Origin of the sequence: Flavobacterium quisquiliarum, from assembly GCF_019308285.1 — a bacterium.
GTDB classification, from domain to species: Bacteria; Bacteroidota; Bacteroidia; order Flavobacteriales; family Flavobacteriaceae; genus Flavobacterium; species Flavobacterium quisquiliarum.
Genome location: NZ_WWEM01000037.1, coordinates 110,510 through 130,447, shown reverse-complemented (window position 1 = coordinate 130,447; position 19,938 = coordinate 110,510). Strand labels below are relative to the sequence as shown.

Annotated in this window: 20 protein-coding genes; all 20 read right to left on the bottom strand. The window is 30.2% G+C overall.

Features of this window, described 5'->3' with window-relative positions; translation table 11 throughout:
• Positions 1 to 81: 81 nt before the first annotated feature.
• On the bottom strand, positions 82 to 1,038 hold the full coding sequence (locus tag GSY47_RS20145; protein WP_218651382.1) for an EpsG family protein: 957 nt from the start codon (positions 1,036 to 1,038) through the stop codon (positions 82 to 84).
• A complete protein-coding gene (locus GSY47_RS20140; protein ID WP_179002249.1) occupies positions 1,038 to 1,997 on the bottom strand; it encodes a glycosyltransferase family 2 protein in 960 nt (319 codons plus the stop codon). The genes GSY47_RS20145 and GSY47_RS20140 overlap by 1 nt, the downstream gene beginning before the upstream one ends.
• Positions 1,987 to 3,021 carry a glycosyltransferase gene (locus GSY47_RS20135; protein ID WP_179002248.1) on the bottom strand — a complete coding sequence of 345 codons (1,035 nt, stop codon included), beginning with the start codon at positions 3,019 to 3,021 and terminating at the stop codon, positions 1,987 to 1,989. Before GSY47_RS20135 ends, GSY47_RS20140 begins: the two co-directional genes overlap by 11 nt.
• Positions 3,022 to 3,061: 40 nt before the next feature.
• Entirely contained in the window at positions 3,062 to 3,997 is a 936-nt protein-coding gene (locus GSY47_RS20130) for a glycosyltransferase (protein WP_179002247.1), read from the bottom strand.
• A gap of 108 nt (positions 3,998 to 4,105) precedes the next feature.
• Positions 4,106 to 5,587, bottom strand: coding sequence for an oligosaccharide flippase family protein (locus GSY47_RS20125; RefSeq protein ID WP_179002246.1), 1,482 nt, complete (start codon positions 5,585 to 5,587; stop codon positions 4,106 to 4,108).
• 9 nt (positions 5,588 to 5,596) lie between these two features.
• On the bottom strand, positions 5,597 to 6,226 hold the full coding sequence (locus tag GSY47_RS20120; RefSeq protein ID WP_179002245.1) for a CatB-related O-acetyltransferase: 630 nt from the start codon (positions 6,224 to 6,226) through the stop codon (positions 5,597 to 5,599).
• Positions 6,227 to 6,255: 29 nt separating this feature from the next.
• A complete protein-coding gene (locus GSY47_RS20115) occupies positions 6,256 to 7,200 on the bottom strand; it encodes a hypothetical protein (protein WP_179002244.1) in 945 nt (314 codons plus the stop codon).
• A gap of 10 nt (positions 7,201 to 7,210) precedes the next feature.
• Positions 7,211 to 8,314, bottom strand: a complete 1,104-nt coding sequence (locus tag GSY47_RS20110) for a DegT/DnrJ/EryC1/StrS family aminotransferase (protein ID WP_179002243.1) — start codon at positions 8,312 to 8,314, stop codon at positions 7,211 to 7,213.
• Positions 8,315 to 8,329: 15 nt separating this feature from the next.
• Complete coding sequence (locus GSY47_RS20105; protein WP_179002242.1) at positions 8,330 to 8,815, bottom strand: acyltransferase; 486 nt, start codon at positions 8,813 to 8,815, stop codon at positions 8,330 to 8,332.
• Entirely contained in the window at positions 8,808 to 9,224 is a 417-nt protein-coding gene (locus GSY47_RS20100) for a sugar 3,4-ketoisomerase (RefSeq protein WP_179002241.1), read from the bottom strand. The genes GSY47_RS20105 and GSY47_RS20100 overlap by 8 nt, the downstream gene beginning before the upstream one ends.
• The gene (locus GSY47_RS20095) at positions 9,217 to 9,618 is read right to left on the bottom strand and encodes a sugar 3,4-ketoisomerase (protein WP_179002240.1); all 402 of its coding nucleotides are present in this window, start codon (positions 9,616 to 9,618) and stop codon (positions 9,217 to 9,219) included. The genes GSY47_RS20100 and GSY47_RS20095 overlap by 8 nt, the downstream gene beginning before the upstream one ends.
• Before the next feature lies 1 nt (position 9,619).
• The gene (gene gmd, locus GSY47_RS20090) at positions 9,620 to 10,693 is read right to left on the bottom strand and encodes a GDP-mannose 4,6-dehydratase (RefSeq protein ID WP_179002239.1); all 1,074 of its coding nucleotides are present in this window, start codon (positions 10,691 to 10,693) and stop codon (positions 9,620 to 9,622) included.
• 23 nt (positions 10,694 to 10,716) lie between these two features.
• On the bottom strand, positions 10,717 to 11,667 hold the full coding sequence (locus GSY47_RS20085) for a GDP-L-fucose synthase family protein (protein WP_179002237.1): 951 nt from the start codon (positions 11,665 to 11,667) through the stop codon (positions 10,717 to 10,719).
• A gap of 116 nt (positions 11,668 to 11,783) precedes the next feature.
• Complete coding sequence (locus GSY47_RS20080) at positions 11,784 to 12,209, bottom strand: adenylyltransferase/cytidyltransferase family protein (protein ID WP_179002267.1); 426 nt, start codon at positions 12,207 to 12,209, stop codon at positions 11,784 to 11,786.
• Positions 12,210 to 12,256: 47 nt separating this feature from the next.
• A complete protein-coding gene (locus tag GSY47_RS20075; RefSeq protein ID WP_179002235.1) occupies positions 12,257 to 13,333 on the bottom strand; it encodes a Wzz/FepE/Etk N-terminal domain-containing protein in 1,077 nt (358 codons plus the stop codon).
• A gap of 9 nt (positions 13,334 to 13,342) precedes the next feature.
• Positions 13,343 to 15,766: an SLBB domain-containing protein gene (locus tag GSY47_RS20070; RefSeq protein ID WP_179002233.1), complete on the bottom strand. Its 2,424-nt coding sequence runs from the start codon at positions 15,764 to 15,766 to the stop codon at positions 13,343 to 13,345.
• Positions 15,767 to 15,770: 4 nt separating this feature from the next.
• Complete coding sequence (rfbB, locus tag GSY47_RS20065) at positions 15,771 to 16,817, bottom strand: dTDP-glucose 4,6-dehydratase (RefSeq protein ID WP_179002231.1); 1,047 nt, start codon at positions 16,815 to 16,817, stop codon at positions 15,771 to 15,773.
• Between the two features lie 13 nt (positions 16,818 to 16,830).
• Positions 16,831 to 17,838 (bottom strand): mannose-1-phosphate guanylyltransferase, encoded by a 1,008-nt coding sequence (locus GSY47_RS20060; RefSeq protein WP_179002229.1) that lies wholly within the window; start codon positions 17,836 to 17,838, stop codon positions 16,831 to 16,833.
• 25 nt (positions 17,839 to 17,863) lie between these two features.
• A complete protein-coding gene (locus GSY47_RS20055; RefSeq protein WP_179002227.1) occupies positions 17,864 to 19,153 on the bottom strand; it encodes a nucleotide sugar dehydrogenase in 1,290 nt (429 codons plus the stop codon).
• 281 nt (positions 19,154 to 19,434) lie between these two features.
• Entirely contained in the window at positions 19,435 to 19,899 is a 465-nt protein-coding gene (locus GSY47_RS20050) for a UpxY family transcription antiterminator (protein ID WP_179002225.1), read from the bottom strand.
• Positions 19,900 to 19,938 lie beyond the last annotated feature (39 nt).

Sequence of the window (19,938 nt, the reverse complement as noted above, 5' to 3'; positions counted from 1 at the left end):
TTTTTTTAATTTTCATCATTTTTTAAACAGTCAATAAATACTTCATTTCAAAGACATTCATCTAATCTTACTTACCAATCTTTACCAGTAAAAATAATAACTATTCACATAGAAGTAAAAAAAGACTCGTACTAAATAAAGCATTAATAAGGCTACTTTGAAAACCCTTCCCCCAGCTGTTACCATTAAACTGCCTAATAACACTGGTTCAAATACAAAATAAAACAACGATACACGACCAGATAAAGCCGCAATAGGAGATGTAAACAATGAAACTAAAAGTGTCACCATTCCAATTTTTATTAATCGATTACGATTTTCTTTACTATATGTAAAAATAAGTATTAATAGAATTAAACTAAAAATCACATACAGTAAAGAAACCAATGAAATACGTTCGACATATTCACCAGAATCTACATAATAATTAAATCTTGTTAATGAAACTAAATAATCAAACTGCTGAAAAGCAAAATAAGCAAAAAACAGCAAAAGAATTAATGTTAAAAAAGGTCTTAATCTATTTAATACAAAAAAAGAGTCTGCTACTTTTCCAGCTATTAAACTTATAAACCCTATTAAAACTCCTCCATAGTGAAATGAAGAAGCTACTACTGTCGTCAAAAATTTCAAAATTGGTTTAGAAATTGAGACTGCACTGTAAACAATTACTAGCGAAACCAACGCATACCGCACTTGAGTGCCATAAAAAAACTGACTCATTCCTATTATTGATGGTAATGCTAGAACTACCTGCATTATAGTTTTATAAATCAATGCAAAAAAAATCAATTCAAGTATCGATATTGAAAACCAAAATAGAAAGAAATCAAAATCAAGAATTTCCCTGCAAAAATAAGAATACCATTCATATAAAGGTTCATACGCAAAATAACCATACGTGTAATCTGGAAAATAATTTCCATAATCAGCATTATATTCAAATGGAAAATTTATAAAGTATAAAATAGGCATAAAAATGAACAGCCTGAACAAATATGGCAACTCTAATGAAAAAAAACGCAGACTTTTAATCATTATGAGAAAATCTTAACTTTAAATAACAATAGTTTGATGTTCAATTTAATGATTTCAAAAAAATCAGCTTTAAAAAAAAAGGATTTTAGATATAAAAATAATTCTTTATAAAAACCTTTAAGATCTTTCGAAATTATTTTACTTTCTAAAACTTGACGAAGTTTTCCTTTAGGATTCAAAAGTTCCTCATTAGAAAATTTCAAATTTTCACTTGAAAAAAAAGTAATTATTTCAGGATCTTCCCAGTAAAAATTTTTGATTCTAGATTCATACTTAGTAAAAATGCTTTTTACAATTTTATGGGAAAAAATGAATGACGGATTGCTGTCCTTGCTTAATGTAAGTGAGCTCGCAATACGACGATAATTGTATAGAGGCTTTGGTAAACAAAAATATTTGAAAGTTGTGGTGCATCTTAAAAGCCATTCGAAATCCTCTGAACCAATTCTATCAAATAAAGGATTATACAATCCTGAAACTTCTAAAACATTTGTTCTAAATAAAACCGAACTGCCACAAAAATTAAAATTATTAAGAGATACAGTTTGTGGGTATTTAACTTTTCTTATAGGCTTTGAATCCTTATCTATTAACATGCAATAGCTGCCTACTAGATCATAATCTGAGTTCTTTTCTAAAAAATCAAGTTGCACAGAAAATCGTTCGTTGTCGCAAGTATCATCCGCATCCCAAAAGGCACAATATTCAGTTTTTACTAAAGAAAGTAAAACATTTGTAGACTTTAAATAACCTAAATTTTTTTCATTTCTGATAATTTCAAATCTATCATCTAATTTTGTTATTTGCTTTACAATTTTGTAAGAATTATCAACTGAATAGTCATCTAATATAATAACATTGAATTTTTTATACGTTTGATTAAAAATTGACTTTATAGTTTCTTCAATAAATTTTTCAGCATTATACATTGGTATAATGACTGTTAAATTATTTGCCATAATTGATTGCTTTTTTATATTCATTTACTAACTGTCCACTTATTGTTTTCCAACTAAAATTATCAATTAAAAACGATCTCGATGACTTAAAACCACTATTTTCTGATTGAACAAAAAAATTAATCAACATGTTTTTCACACTATCTGAATTTGATAGACAACTAATTCCAAAACCATTTTTATCTATTAATTCAGCCATATTTGTTCCTTTTGATACAAGACAAGGAGTATCTAAACTTAAAGCTTCTAAAACAGTAATAGGTAAACCTTCGTATCTAGAAGTTAAAATATACGCGGATGCATGTGATAAAAAATTAATTTTATCATTAGAATTAGTTACTGGTCCGCGAACACATATTAAGTCACTCAAATTATTTTTAGCAACGAAATCGTTAATAAAATTTAATGATACATTGGAGGGGTCATAACCATGCATAATGATCGTGTATCCTCGATTTCTAAATTCATCTTGTATCAACTTTATTGCATCTAAAAGTATATCTATCCCTTTATGGTTAATATCATAACGTCCCAGATAGGCAATATATTTCTGTCTTTCTTTTTTGTCTATATCATAGTCAATATCGATACCATTTGGCACTATAAAACTTCTCGAATAAAATTTATAGCTATTCTCTTTTTCATTTTCATTAAGAAAATGAACAGCCGCTGCTTTAAAAATTAATTTCTTTAAAAACAATTTCATTACCAGTTTCTTCTTTATTTTAGATTTTTCAAAAGAAGAAATAGTTAACCCCGAATGAGGGAAAATTATATATGGTTTGTTCTTGAATAAACAATAAAAAATTAAAGACCAAGACTTAATAGAAAAAATACTATGAAATATTATGACATCATTTAAATTAATTGCATCGAACGCTATTTTATATGAAAAATTATTTAAGTTAATTTGATCAACGTTAATCTTATCAAGCGCATTTTGATGTAATAAAATCTTTTCAACTACATAGTCGATTCCATTTGTATTAGAACCAATTAAATTTGCTATATGAAGTACTTTCATTAATACAATCTTTTTAATAATAAAATTTTAGCACAACACATTAACAAATTATTTTATTATATGTCATAAAAATTATTTTAGAATAAATACGGTATGGCATTCTTAAAATATTATAAATAATTTTAACACTACTATTAGATGGTTTTTCATTAAACTTAAAAAAGTAGTCCATTAGTTGGTAATGAGAATCAAAAATTATTTTTTCACAAAAATTTATATTCTCACGAATGTATTTTTCATAAATACTCTTTTGAACTGTGTAAAAAGGATTAATGAAAAACTTATTTTCATTTCCACTATAAACTGATTTTTCATGGATTCTATAAAGTACAGTTTCTTTATTAAGAAAGTAAAATTTTTTTCCATTAAGAGTAAGTTTTAACCAGAATGGCCAATCCTCACACAATTTTATAGATTCATCTAAATAGTCAAGATTTTCCAAAAGTATTTTTTTCATAAATACTGATGGAGCCAATACCATAGTTGAGAATCTAAGTAATTTAAATTGGGTTTTTGAAGACATTTGTTGATGAAGTGTTTTCGGACACTTCTCAGCACTAATTTTTTCTATTTCTTCACCCTTGTGAACCATTCTAACTACCTTGGCATGAATAATCTCACACTCTTTATTTTGCTCCGCAAATTGAACATAATTTTTAATAGCATCTGGCAATAATATATCATCTCCCGCGATTATTTTAATCCACTGTCCTTTTGCAGCATGAATTCCTCTATTGCAATTAGCAGGAATTCCAGAATTGTTTGCAGTAATAATTATTCTTGAATTAATAAATTCCTTACTATTTTCATCTAGCCATTTGTTACATATCTCAATTGTATTATCTTTTGACTTGTCATCAGTAATGATTAATTCTATATTCTTGTAGGTTTGTTTTTTAATACTCTCCAACGTTTCCAAAACATAATCTGCAGAGTTGTATGTAATAACTACTACACTAACTATAATATCATTCATTGTTATTCTAAAATTTACAAAATAGATGTTGTTTCAATATTTGAGAAGAAATTGTAAATGTATAAGAACACTTTTTAGAAAAACTTAATCTATGCGAACTCAATAATTTTATCTTCTTCTTAATTTAGTTTTTATAATGTTTTTAATGTCTAACTTTCCATTTAACTGCTTGTAAGAATAAACCATATTTGCGACTAATATTAAAATTCCAATTATATAGGATAAATAACTATCCAATATAAAAAAAGCCAAAAAACTTGAAAGAATAAAGAAAAAATTAAAAATAAAAAATTTTAATGTTTCTTTTTGAACGCGAAAATTATACAATCTAAATGTTACTATTGAAATCACTAATGTATAAACTACATATATAATTAAAAAACCATAACCAAATCCATCTACACCCCAAAAGTAATAACTTATTAGTGTTGCAATTAAATGTAAAGATGCACCAAAACCTGCCTCTAAAAACAAATAAGTTCGTTTATCATTTTTTGCAAAAGAAATGTACCCTAGACAATATGAAAAAAGTTGAAAAAAAGATCCCAAAGCTATAAATCTTATAAAAGTTACAATTGGCATAAATTCTTTTGTTAGAAGAACTCTTATCAGAAGGGGTGCAGTAATAATCATAATAATAAGAATGGGAGTAGCTAATAATAAAACTACTTCCGCTTGATCATTTACCACTTTGTTTAATTTCTCTACATTATTATGACATGTTGATAGTCTTGGAAAATAATCTGCACTTAGAGCGGTTAGAATGAAACCTACATATTGTCCAGAAATAGAAGTAGCAGCAGTATATAAGCCAACATCGTTAACATTTCCAATTCGGCTTATACCAATACTAATTAAATACTTAACTACCATCCCAACTAATATTGAAACCATAAGCATTATTCCTAGTTTAATCATATCCTTACTCTCAACTAAGAGTTCTGATCTTTGGACATTTGCTTTTTGAAGTTTTATTTTTCTAAAATAATAGAGTGAAGTAAAGTAAACAATCAGAGATGTGATTATCAAAGTAGGAACGATACCTTTTTCGCGATAAAAATATATTAATGGAAAAGATATTATTAAACCAGAGATGGATCCAACAAGACCTGATTTTAAAATAAAGTCTATCTTTCTAATACCGCGAAATATTGTCTGTTGACCTTTAGTTATAGTTGTAAAAAAGACATATAGTGATAAAAAAACAAATGATAAAGTATAATTATTACTTCCAAAAGACCATAAACTTAAAAAATTAGAACATAAAATTGTAAAAATAGCTCCTAAAATCCCAGTCCACAAAAAAAGCTTTCTTACAATTGTAACCGTTCTAATGACTTTAGATTCATTTTCTACATCCTCAGAAATACTTCTTACCGCACTAAATTCTAGTCCTAAATCATTAACAGTAGTAATCATATTTAGACTATTAAGTAAAATATTATAAACTCCTAATCCGGCAGGACCTAAAAACATTGCCAAAAATTTACCTTTTAGCGCTGAAATTAATATAGTTATGGATTGTAACCCTCCGAAAGCAACAGTATTTTTAAAAACACTTTTATACTCTTTGTTATCTTCTTTAATCATAAATAATATTTAGAAAAATTTTGATATAAATTCGCTTTTATTATGAAAATACTTAAAATTTTCCCTCAGCCATTGTTCTGGTTTATCCCACCATTTTAAAACTAATAATTGATTAATTTCATCACTATTAAATCTTTGACGTATTAATTTTGCAGGAGTTCCTCCCACAATTGTATAAGGCTCAACATCTTTATTTACAAAAGATCCTGTCGCTATAATAGCTCCATCTCCAATTGTAACTCCACACATTATCATAGAATAAGCTCCTATCCATACATCATTTCCAACAATCGTTTCTTTCATTTCTTCAAAATATGTATCATCAGAAAATGTAACACCACATTGAGCATTTGGCGAATAAAAAACTGGACTAGTAGAAATAAAATCTATTGGATGATTACCTGCACCTATTATACTATAATCTCCAATTGAACAAAATTTTCCAATACGAGCATTCATTACACTATTGAATCCTGCAAAATAGGTATAAGACTGAATAATTGATTTGTAGAAATAAGAATGTTGCGATATTTTTACAAAATCATTAATTTCACATTTATCAATTGTAGCACTAGAACTAATTTTTTTCTTAGGTAATGGAATAAAGGTTCTGTAAATTTTTCTTAAAATACTTTTCATGCTTACTAACTTGTTTGAGACAATCTGAGTTATTCGTCCCTGCTTATAAAATTATACTTCTTCACTTCAGCTTCAGAAACTTTAAGACCAATGAATTCGCTATAATTAATTCTTTTATTTATGTTCCAAAGATCCAATAATTCCTCTAGTGAGTAATGACCTAAAATATTATTATAACCTTCTGTTTGTGTTAGATTAGTATGTACACAAGGAGTAGCAACATTTTCAAGACAAATGCCACCTCGCATAGTAAAATATGGTAGAAACTGTTGTAAATTATGTTCCAGAGAATTTGGGGCTTTAAATTTTGTAGCTTTTATCATAGCTGTAATTTCTAATCTAGAAAACATATAACCAGATACCCCAATTGGGTAAGTCCAATCAGAAAATTCACTAATCTCATTCCATTTAAATTGATATAAATTTTCTGAAATTTTATTAAAAGAAGGAACTTCAAGTTTTTTAGCTAAAACCGTACTATAATTTAGATCTTTACCTCTAGACAGACAAACAATATTATTTAAGGGATCTATGTTTTTTAACCAACTGTAGTCTATTTTCTGAGAAAAAAGCATGTCATCAACGTAAAAAATAAGACGATCCTCAGAAGATTTTTCTAAGGCATCAATTAGATTAACTCTGAAATTTGTTTCCTGAATAAATTCTACTGGAAAATTTTCATAAATTTTTTGCAGATCTATATAAGATTTTTCATGCGCCTCATTACTGACATGAAACAATACTTTTATTTCAGAGTAATTTTCAACATTCTCAAAATAACTAGCCAAGAAACCATCAAGCTGCATAGCCCTATCTTTAGAAAAAATAATAGAAATTATCTTATCATTTTTAGGAGTGAAAACATATTTCATTTGATCATAAAGATTCACTTTTGGATCTTCGCCTATAAGTTTTCTTTGAAAACCCTTTTTATCTAAGAAATTTAAAATTCTCTTCTTAATATATTTTTTCATTTATAATAATTTACTGAAAGTTATTAAGTACCTTTATAATATGCTCAACTTCTTCATCTTTCATTACAGGACTTATAGGCAAGCTAAGAACCTCTTCGTGAATCTGTTCAGTTATAGGGAAACTCAAATGATTATATTCGCTATAAGCTGCTTGCTTATGTGGAGGAATAGGATAGTGTATTAAAGTCTGAATGCCATTATCAGCAAGATAATTCTGGATTTTTTCTCTATCATTTGTTCTTATAACAAATAGATGCCATACATGTTCTTCTTCATTTTTAGGCATTTCAGGAAGATGAATGTTAGAATTTTTTATAGACGTAATATATTTTTTTGCTATCTCCTTTCTTATATCATTTTCTTGATCTATATATTTTAGTTTCACATCTAAAACTGCCGCATGTATCTCATCTAATCGTGAATTTAAACCTTGGTAAATATTGATGTATTTCTGGTTAGATCCATAATTTGCCAATGCACGAATTGTTTTCGCTAAAGTTTCATCATTTGTCGTTATCGCTCCCGCATCTCCTAAAGCTCCTAAATTCTTGCCTGGATAAAAGCTGAAACCTGCAGCATCACCTAAATTCCCAGCTTCTTTGTCTTTCCATTTTGCACCTATTGATTGTGCATTATCTTCAATAATTTTAAGGTTGTTTTTCTGTGCCAGATCTATCAATTGCTCAGAAAAAATTACTCTGCCATATAAGTGAACAATTAGAATTCCCCTTGTCTTTTCATTTAGTTTTTCTTCAATTTTCGAAATATCAATATTATAAGTATTAATATCTGGCTCAACAAAGATTGGTACTAAGCCATTATCTGAAATTGCTAAAACTGATGCTATATAGGTATTTGCAGGAACTATAATTTCATCTCCTTTTTTCATTATTCCCAATTCTATATATGCTCTTAAGATTAATCTCAAAGCATCTAGTCCATTAGCTACTCCAATAGCATGATCTACACCTATATATTTTGCAAGGTTTGATTCAAATGCTTTCACTTCATTTCCTAACAAATACCAGCCTGAACGAAAAGTGTTAAGCAATCTTTCTTCTATCTCATTCTGATGAGTTAGATTTATCTTTTGTAAATCAAGAAATTTAATCATTATTATTATCTTATTTTATAAATAGGTAATTATTCCTTTTTCGTCTATAGTTCCCTTTTGTTTAGCTGGGTTTCCAAACCATACAGTAAATGGAGGTACTTCTTTAGTAACCACGCTTCCGGCACCAATTAGTGAATAAGCTCCTATTATATTACCCGCAATTATGGTTGAATTAGCTCCTACTGAAGCCCCTTTTTGTACTATAGTTCTCTCAAAAACTTCAGGATATTGTTTTGAACGAGGTATTAGGTCATTTGTAAAAGTAACATTAGGACCAATAAAAACATGATCTTCTAAAGTCACCCCATCCCAAATTTGAACTCCTGGCTTAATGGTTACAAAATTTCCAATTTTTACATCATTTTCAATAAATACCTGACAATTGATATTACAATCGTCTCCAATAATAGCGTTTTTTAGTATTACGCAATATTGCCAAATCATCGTGTTTTTACCAATATTTTGTGATTGAACATCTGCGAGTGGATGAATTTTAGTCATCTTTCCTGTAATTTAAAAAATCCTCATAATTCCTAAAATAGTCTTCTTCATTGTAAACGTGTGAAGCTAAAACCAAACAGATTGCTCCTGAAGAAAAATTAATCTCAGAAGCCCAAATTCCTGGAGGGATATGCAATCCTATATTAGGTCTGTTTAAAAAAACCTGTCTTTTATATTTACCATCATCCAGGCTTACTTCAAAACTTCCACTTGCTGCCAATAAAAATTGATGGCATTCTTTATGAGCATGAGCTCCTCTGCTTTCCCCCCCTGCAATATCATATAAGTAAAAAACTCTTTTTACATCAAATGGAAAATTAGAGTTTTCAACTACTGTTAAATTCCCCTCTTCAAAATTAATTTTACCTAAATCAATTACTGAACATTCAAAAACCGATAGATTACCCATTCTTCATAATTTTAAATTCTTCAAAATCTCTTACATAATCCCCTTCATTATATAATTTATCAGAAACAATCAATGCTAATGAATTGGTAGAAAAATTTTCGATACTTCTCCAATACATGTTTGGAATATACAAGCCTTTATAAGATCGGTTAAGAGAGAACCTTTCCTCTTTCTGTCCGTCATTTAAAACGACATCAAAACTTCCAGAAAGTGCTATAATAAATTCCTGTTGTTGTTTGAAAGCATGACTGCCACGAACTTGCCCACCAGGTACATCATATATCCAATAAGTTCTTAGTATCTCAAAAGGTAATTGATTGGGATATTCAAAAAAAGATAAATTTCCCCTTTTATCTAAAATTTTTGGAAGATTAATGATTATAGGTCTATCCATATTATAATAATTTTAAATCACTTTCGATCATCTCTTTCACAAGAGCCTGTAAATCATATTGAGGCTTCCATCCTAGTTTTGTTTTAGATTTTGTTGGATCACCAATTAAAAGATCAACCTCCGTGGGACGATAATATTCCGGATCTACCGATACAACTTTTTTTCCAATCTCTAATTGATACAGAGGATTCTCACAAGAAACTACTTTTCCTATTTCATTTTCATTTTTGCCTTCAAATGTTAATTCAATACCAACTTCTTTAAATGCCATACTTACAAAATCACGAACAGAAGTTGTTACTCCCGTAGCAATAACAAAATCTTCAGGTTTTTCCTGTTGAAGAATTCTCCACATTGCTTCTACGTAATCTTTTGCATGTCCCCAATCTCTAAGAGCATTTAAATTCCCTAAGTATAGACAATCTTGCTTTCCTCTTGCAATTGCTGCAGTTGCCATAGTGATTTTACGTGTAACGAAAGTTTCTCCTCTTCTTGGAGATTCATGATTAAATAATATACCATTGCAAGCAAACATATTATATGCTTCACGATAATTTTTAGTAATCCAAAAACCATAAATCTTTGCTGCGCCATAAGGAGAACGTGGATAAAACGGAGAATTTTCATCATAAAATCCTTTTTCATTTTTGTTCTCTGGGAGACCTCCATATAGTTCAGATGTTGAGGCCTGATAAATTCTTGTTTTTTTCTCTAATCCCAAAATACGAACTGCCTCTAAAATTCTTAATGTTCCAATGCCATCAACATTGGCAACATATTCAGGTGAGTCAAAAGAAACTTTAACATGAGACATTGCTCCCAGATTATAGATTTCATCGGGCTGTACTTCTTGTATAATTCTAATAATATTAGTAGAATCTGTCAAATCACCATAATGCAACTTAAAGTTCACATTTGACTCGTGTTGATCTTGGTATAAATGATCAATTCGTTGGGTATTAAATGATGATGCTCTACGTTTCACACCATGTACCATGTATCCCTTTTCTAACAAAAGTTCAGCTAAGTATGATCCATCTTGACCTGTTATACCTGTAATTAAAGCTATTTTCATATTATGTAATCAATGAGTTTCTTTTAAATCGTTACTTTTTTAATATTGTCAATATTTTCTAAAAACCAATCATAAGTTTTTTTAATACCCTCTTCAAACTTGACTTGATGCTGCCATCCCAATGCATGCATTTTAGAAACATCCATTAATTTACGAGGAGTTCCGTCAGGTTTTGTTGTATCCCAAATAATATCTCCTTTGTAGCCTACAATTTTTTGGATAATTTCTGCCAAGTCCTTTATTGTTAAATCTACACCCGTTCCCACATTATATAAACTGTCAGGCAATCTATTTTCTAAGGCAAAGACAACAGCCTCTGCCATATCATCCACAAATAAAAATTCACGCATTGGCGTTCCGGTACCCCATAATGTCACAGATTGATGATTATTTAATTTTGCCTCATGAAATTTTCGAATCATTGCCGGTAAAACATGTGAAGTATTCAAATCAAAATTATCATGCGTTCCATACAAATTTGTCGGCATTAGACTAACATAATCTTTTGAAAACTGTTTTCTGATAGCTTCACAAACTTTTATACCTGCAATTTTAGCTATTGCATACCATTCATTTGTCGGTTCAAGAGTATCTGTCAGTAAATATTCTTCTTTCAAAGGTTGCAAAGCTAACTTAGGATAAATACAGGAGCTTCCTAAAAAAATAAATTTTTCGATTCCAGATTTAAGAGCCGAGTCCATAAGATTATTTTGAATCTGCAAATTCTCCATAATAAATTGATATGGATAGTTATTATTTGCTAATATTCCTCCTACTCTTGCGGCGGCATCGATTACAACGTCAGGTTTTTCACTATTTAAAAAAGTCACAACATCCTGATAGTTTCTTAAATCTAATTCAGCACTAGATCTGCCGATAAGATTTTGATATCCTTTTGCCTCTAAAGATCGCCAAATAGCACTTCCTACCATCCCTTTGTGGCCTGCAATATAAATTTTAATATCAGTATTCATATTTATTTTTTTTCTGGAATATCCTAAAGTTTATACTTAAAAATCTCGCTAAAAGCTTAATTTTATTTTAATTGCGAATTTCAAGTTCACAATACAGTTATGAAACTTATAATATTCTATTTAATTTTTTCCATTTCTTTTTGATGTACTTCTTGCCTTAATCCTGAACTAGAAAATCTGTGATCTCTAGTGTTAAAATATAACTCAATACCTTTAGCTTCACAATACGCTCTACCTGTAAAATTTTGTTCTTTATATTCATCACCAACAATTCTTACATCAATTTTAAATGAACGTAATATATCTTCTAAATCTTGCTCTGTAGCATAAGGAACAATTTCATCAACAAATTTACATCCTTTTAATTGTATGTAACGTTCTACTATAGTCTGTGCTGGTCGATTTTTTTCAGGACGATCTAAAGTAGGGTCAGTCTGCAGTCCAACTATTAAATAATCACATTGTCTTTTAGCTTCTTCTAACATTTTTATATGCCCTGCATGTAACAAATCAAAAGCACTAAAAGTAATTCCAACTTTCATCATTTATTATAATTAATTAATACTCTTATTTTAGCAAAGAATCAACTTTAAAGTTCTTTCAACAATTTCCTCACGCTTAATAGTAAGACCGTTAAAAAAACCATAAGAAAACCTCCTATTAAAATTCCTTTTAGCTTTCCAAATCTTTCTTTTGGTAATGGCAAAATTGGACTATCAATGACCTGGATTAAAGGAGTTTCTTTTCTTAATGTGACTTTTGCCAATTCGCTTTGTTTAACCAATTCAGTTAAGATTGCTGTATTTGCCTGTACATCTACCTGTCTTCTAGCTGATGGAGCCCTACGAACATTTAAAGCTGGATTAAGATTAAATGTATTGTCATTAGCAACGGCAACTCCTGTAATTGCTCCATTTAACTCTGAACGAACAGAATCAACTTGGCGTTCAAGAATTTGCATATTCATTCGTGCTTTTTTGCTCTTAGTATTGATGTAAAATTTACTAACCTGATCAGCAAGAGCTTGACAAAAATAAAGAGAAAATAGTTCGTCATTTGAAGATACATCCATTGATATGATAGCAATTTTTTTATCCTTTTGTGCTACAGATAGCGAACTCTTAGATAGGTTCTGATAAATGTTTCCCAGTATACTATCATGTACTCGTGTGAAATATTTTCTATCACTGTTAGGCAGGAAGACTATATTTTTAAATCTTGGATTATTATCCCAATTTTTTCTCCATTTATTATTTTGAATATACATTTCCGCTAGAGAAACAATTTTTCCGTGATAATTAACGGGACTCAGTAAGGTTTTTTCTACCATCGAGCGAGATTTAAAAAGCTCGGTCAAATTAGAACCGGAAAATATACTTCCCCCTCCACCTCCAAGATCAATTCCGAATGAACTTGCAAGACCTAAGGCTCCTCCCAGCCCAGTTCCGGTTTTCTCATCTTCTAATGCAAAAGTTAATGTTGCAGTATAGATCGGTTTTTTTATTAATGAATAAGTTAATCCTAAAATCGCTCCAACTACTCCAACTATAACTATTATCTTCCATTGAGAAACGAGATAGTTTTTCCATTCAATTATCTTCTTTATTAGTTCTTTTAACGAAACTTCATCGCTATCAACAGGTTTTTCAATAAGTTTATTATCCATTTAAATATATTATTTAAAAGCAGTTACAATCAATAATGCTAAACTAGAAATTACACTTCCAATGCCAACCCATTCACCAGCACTCATCTTTTTTCTTTCAGGTTTTTCAGGAACTACTATTTGTGAATCTGGCTGCACTTTAGGATAAGATCTGAAAAATAAAAAAGAAGTAGTAACATCTGCTTTACCATTAGGATAAATTATATATGCCTTCCTCTTCCATCCTTTACTATCAACACCGCCAACTGCATTAATATAATACTTAAAACCTTTACCATTTCTATAAGGAATCTCTGAAGTTAGCAAAACATTTCCAGTAACTTTAACACCCTCGTTATAAACTGCAACTTCAATTTCATCTCCTGGAAATAACGTAACATTAGAAAAGTGATTTTTATCTTTTACAATTTTTTCCCAGTTTACTGGAATAGTTGCAAATTTCAAATCTTCCTTTAATTTTTTTGCTAACTTGCCTTTGACACTATCGTTTTTAGAAATGTTTAAATCAATTCTTTCTAAAGTCTCAATTTGTTCCTCATTAATGGGTCTTTTAATCTTCATTCCATCAAGATTAGCAATAGAGGTTAATCCGCCAGCTCTCATCACAACATTATAGACAGTCTCTTTTTTGTTTGCTAAAACATATTTACCTGGATACCCTACAGCTCCACTGACAGTTACCATTTGAGGCTTCTCGTAGACTGCCATTCTTCTTATATTAATAACATCAAATGGTTTTAAAACAAAATTTTTAATTTGTTCATTATTATCAGCTGTAATCTCAAGCTCAACCAATTCAACACGTTTAGGATCAGCATCATCTATAGCATCTGATTTAACCATTCTAGCAATTTCAACTCTTTTAGATGCCGAACCAGTTAGCCCTCCAACTTGAACCACTAAATCATTTAAAGTTAGATTTTCAAAGTATTCATATTCCCCTGGATTTTTTACTTCTCCATCAATTGTTACTTTATATTCTTCTCTAAAATCTAAAATTGAATAAACTGTAACAATATCCTCTCTTTTTAGTTCTATATCTGCACTTAAATCTCCTGATAAAGCTGCTCCCAAATCCACATTGACTATTTCTGTTGTCAAATCTGTTTTTAACCTAATAATTCTTGCTCTTTTGCTATATGCATCTTCTTTCAATCCTTCTGCTCTGGTAATAAGATCAGAAATTCTCATTCCTTCAGTAAAAGAATAATAATCTGGTCTAAAAACAGCTCCTTCAATTTTAATACGATTTTCGAAACGATTTAATATTCTAGTTATTCTAAAAACATCTCCAGATTGAGGTTGATAGGTTTTAAACTCACTTTCGTTTATATCGTGAACCTTAAATTCTTTTCCTGTTTTTTGGACCACATTTACAGACGCTGTATAGGCAAATTCATTGAATCCTGATGCAAAACCTAATAAATCTGTAAACGTTTCTCCTTTTTTCATTTCGAAAATCCCCGGACGTTTTACTTCTCCATCAATAGTTACTCTCTGCGTGTAAGCTGGAATCCTAATAACATCATTTTCTTTTAAGCTTACGTTGTCTGATTGATCTCCTTTTACTAGAAATCTATAAATGTCTATGTTTTTATAAACTTTGTTATTTCTAATCAATTCAATATTCCTATAACTACCATTTTTCCCAGGTCCACCAGCTAAATGCAATGCATTATAGACTGTAGCTAAAGAAGATATCGAGTAATTCCCAGGTTGTTTTCCTCCAACAACGGTAATTTTTATTGTCCTAATTTTACCTAAACTCACACTTACCTGCGACTGCCCAGATCTAACCGTACTGTAAACTCTTGCTATTGCAGCTTTTATTTTCTGCGTTGCGGCTTCTATTGTCATTCCAGAAACAGTAATCTGTCCTACATATTCAATAGATATTTTTCCTTCTACACTAATTGGAAGGGTTCCGTTATATTCCTGCACTCCATATATTGTAACCTGAAGTTCATCTCCAGGACCTAAAACATAATTCATCGGAGTAGCCATTTTTAAATCTGGTTCAAAGTTTAAAGTTGGATTATCAAATAGCTCTGATCCAAAAATAATAGCATTAGCAGAATCTTTTACTTTAACATTTTTGATTGCATCCTGTTTTCGGCCTGAATCAGATTTTTTTTCAACCCTTTCTATATTTTCAGCTGGATTCGCATTTTTCTTCGCGTATTCATTCAACTTAACCTTTAATTTGTTGAAATTTGCCTGGCTCATCCCTTTAGATAAAGCCATTGGCTCAACCTGGTCAATTGTTGCATTGTTACTTTTTAGCTGTGCACTGATTTTAGCTAGGTCATCATCTGATAAATAATCAACATTAACAGTACTCAAATCTTTAGACTTCATTATATCCTGCGCATTTACTTTTACAGATATTGTAAGTGCAAAAATCAGCAAAAGAACGTATGTTACTTTTTTCATGTATTTATGAATATTGTTTTTTGTAATAATCTTTGTAAGCTCCAGAAGTGACATTTTTTAACCATTCTTGATTATTTAAATACCAGTCTATAGTTTTCTCCAATCCTTCTTCGAAAGTAACAGAAGGTTTCCAACCTAATTGCTTATTAATTTTTGAAGCATCAATTGCATAACGTAAATCATGACCTGGACGATCTTTTACATATGTAATCAAATTTTGAGAACTATTTTCTTCTCTTCCTAATTTTTGATCCATAATCTGGCATAGTAATTTTACTAAATCAATGTTTTTCCATTCATTAAATCCACCAATATTATAAGTTTCATGATTTTTTCCTTCATGAAAAACTAAATCTATAGCAATAGCATGGTCTTCCACAAAAAGCCAGTCTCTTGTATAATTTCCATCTCCATAGACAGGCAATGGTTTATTATTTATAATATTATTTATGAAAAGCGGAATTAATTTTTCAGGAAAATGATACGAACCATAATTATTTGAGCAATTGGTTAAAACATAAGGTAATCCATAAGTCTCACCATAAGCTCTTACAAAATGATCTGAACTTGCTTTAGATGCTGAATAAGGGGAATTTGGATCATAGGAAGTAGTCTCCGTAAACAAACCATCTGCTCCCAATGAGCCATAGACTTCATCGGTACTAATATGGTAAAATCTTTTCCCTTCAAAATTTCCTTTCCATTGATTTTTAGCTGCATTCAATAAATTCATTGTTCCAATAACATTTGTTTTCACAAAAGCCAATGGATCCTCAATAGAACGATCGACATGCGATTCTGCTGCTAAGTGCAAAACACCATCAAAGTTATGAAGAACAAAAAGTTCATTTATAAATTTTTCATCAACAATATCACCTTTCACGAAAGTATAATTCGACTTGTTCTCAATATCTTTTATATTCTCAAGATTCCCTGCATAAGTCAAAGCATCCAAATTAAAAATTTGATATTCTGGATATTTATTAACGAAACGTCTTACTACGTGAGAACCAATAAAACCTGCACCACCAGTTATAAGTATTTTTTTCATTTTTAAATTTCAATTAATTTAACAGATCTGAATTTTGTCTTTCTAATTCGTTATATATATCTTTCACATCTTGTGAATTTTCTTTTTGTAAAATTAGATTAGCTGTTTCGGTGTAAACAAAAATGGTATTTTCTAAACCTAAGAATGTCGTATGTTTTTCACAACCTATAACCATATTACCATTTGCATCAACCGAATGTCCTTTAGAATACAAATATTCATAAACTGATTCAAATGACCCCAAATCGGACCATGAAAAAGAAGCAGGTACCACTTTAATTTTTTTACTTCTTTCCATCACAGCGTAATCTATGCTGATAGAAGGAATTTCCATCGATAAATCTAAATCTAAAAAGCCATCTTCACTTGCTTCCCAGACAATTTTTGCTTTTTCATAAACATCTGGTTGGAATTTCTTTAATTCTTCTAGTAAAATACTTGCTTTAAAACAAAACATTCCACTATTCCATAAGAAATTGCCTTTTGCAATAAATTCTTTGGCTGTAGTTTCGTTAGGTTTTTCACGAAATGAAATTACATTATCTCCTTTTGCTTCTATATATCCATATCCTGTTTCAGGTTTGGTAGGTATAACACCAAAAGTTACAATAAAGCCATCTTTTGCCTTAGAAACAGCTTCCGAAATAGCTTGATTATAATTTTCCATCTCATCAATAATATGATCTGATGGCGTAATAATTAAAATGTCTTCTGGATTTGATGCAAATGCGGCAAAAGCAATAGCTGCTGCTGTATTTCTAGGAGTTGCTTCAATAATATTAATATATGAAGTATTGGTTTTATCCATTACTTTACCACTCAATTGATGATTATCTATATTTCCAACAACCATCACATTATTAGCTAAATGACTATTTCTTTCAACAGTCATTTCAAATAAAGACTTTCCTTCAAATATTTCAAGATATTGTTTAGGTCTGCTTTTTCTGGATAAAGGCCATAAACGACTTCCTACCCCCCCAGTAAGAATTACATGTGTAATAGATTGATCTGAACTCATATTTTAAAAATAAAGAAATTTTATATTAAAGCCTATTATCTGCTAAAGATCCTAAAACTCCTTTTACATCATAAATTAAACTTTTTTCTTTTTGTAAACTTAAAAAATCAATATTGAGAAACTCTGAATGAGCCACACCTAAAACCAAAGCATCAAACTTTTCTTTAGGCAAAACATTAACAGTTTCAAGCTCATATTCTTTCTTAACTTCCTCACTATTTGCTAGGGGATCGAAAATTGTAACTGCTATTCCGTAATCTTTTAAAGCTTTTATAACATCAACAATCTTAGTATTTCTAACATCAGGGCAATTTTCTTTAAAAGTAATTCCAAGCATTAAGAGATTTGCCCCGTTAACAGAAATTCCTTTTTTGATCATTAACTTCACAATTTGTGAAGCCACATATTCTCCCATGCTGTCATTTAAACGTCTTCCCGCTAAAATTATTTCAGGATGATAACCGAATTCTTGCGCCCTTTGTGCTAAATAATAAGGATCGACACCAATACAATGTCCACCAACAAGTCCTGGTTTAAACGGTAGAAAATTCCATTTTGTAGCTGCCGCTGTCAATACTTCTTGAGTATCAATATTCATTAAATTGAATATTTTTGCTAATTCATTTACAAAAGCAATATTGATATCACGTTGTGAATTCTCAATTACTTTAGCAGCTTCAGCAACTTTAATTGTTGGTGCTAAATGCGTTCCTGCTGTAATAACTGACTTGTACAATTCATCTACTTTTAATCCAATTTCTGGAGTAGAGCCAGAGGTAACCTTTAATATTTTTTCAACCGTATGTTCTTTGTCTCCTGGGTTTATTCTTTCTGGAGAATATCCTGCAAAAAAGTCCTCATTAAACTTTAGTCCCGAAACTCTTTCTAATACAGGCACACACTGTTCTTCTGTCACACCTGGATATACCGTTGACTCATACACAACAATATCTCCTTTTTTCAAAACCTTTCCAACCGTCTCACTTGACTTATACAAAGGCGTCAAATCTGGTCTATTGTTTCTATCAACTGGTGTGGGTACAGTAACTATATAAAAATTACAATTTTCAATATCTTTTGCCAAAGTTGTACAGTATAAACCTTTTTCTTCATCTGGATTTTTCACCAAGACTTGCTGCAAAACATCATCTTCAACTTCTAAAGTTGTGTCTGTTCCTGACTTTAAAGAATTGACTCTTGATTCGTTTATATCAAAACCAACTACTGAATATTTCGTTGCAAATAATCGAGCTAAAGGCAGACCTACATAGCCTAGACCAATAACCGCAATTTTAACATTTTTTTTTAATTCCATTTTTTTAATTTATTTAGGTCATTAAAACTCACGGCTCCGCCGTTCCAAGCCCCAATATCTGGTCTCAGCTACCTAAATTAATCATTTTCGGCAAATATAGTATAATAACTCTAGTTATTCAATACGGTTTCCCGTAATCCTTAAAAACAAATTATTAATAAAAAAGCACTCAAGCACAATACCTTATTAATCAGGATGTAAATAATTACTTTATAAAAAAAACAGAAGAAAAAAATCTAAAAAAGACTTTCTCTTCTGTTGTTTTTTATCTAATAACGAAGTTATTTGTATTTTATTTTTAAAACACATCCCAAAGTTTCAAGTACTAAAATGTAATAATTATTAGAAACTTCCCGTACAATTGCACTTTGGTTACTGAATGCTCCAGACTCTAATTTAATTCTATCACCAACTTGAATTGAAGAAACTGTCACATCACTTATATTAGGAGCTTTAAGATTTGTTTTTATAATTTCAATCTCTTCATCTTTTACAATTGCAGGTTTACCTAACCAAAACAAATATCTGACCACGCCTGCAACTTGAAAAACTGAATTTCTTTCAACATCAGTTAATTGTACAAAAACATAGGAATTAAAAAGTGGCACCTCTATCTTTTTCTTTCTGTCTGACCATTGCTTAACCTGAGTGACCAAAGGACAATAACACTCAATTCCAAGCTCTTTGAGTTTATCCGCAACTTTCTTTTCCCATTTCGGTTTTGTATAAACCACGTACCAATTCATCTTTCTACTTATAACGAAGTAAAACCTACTACTTCACAT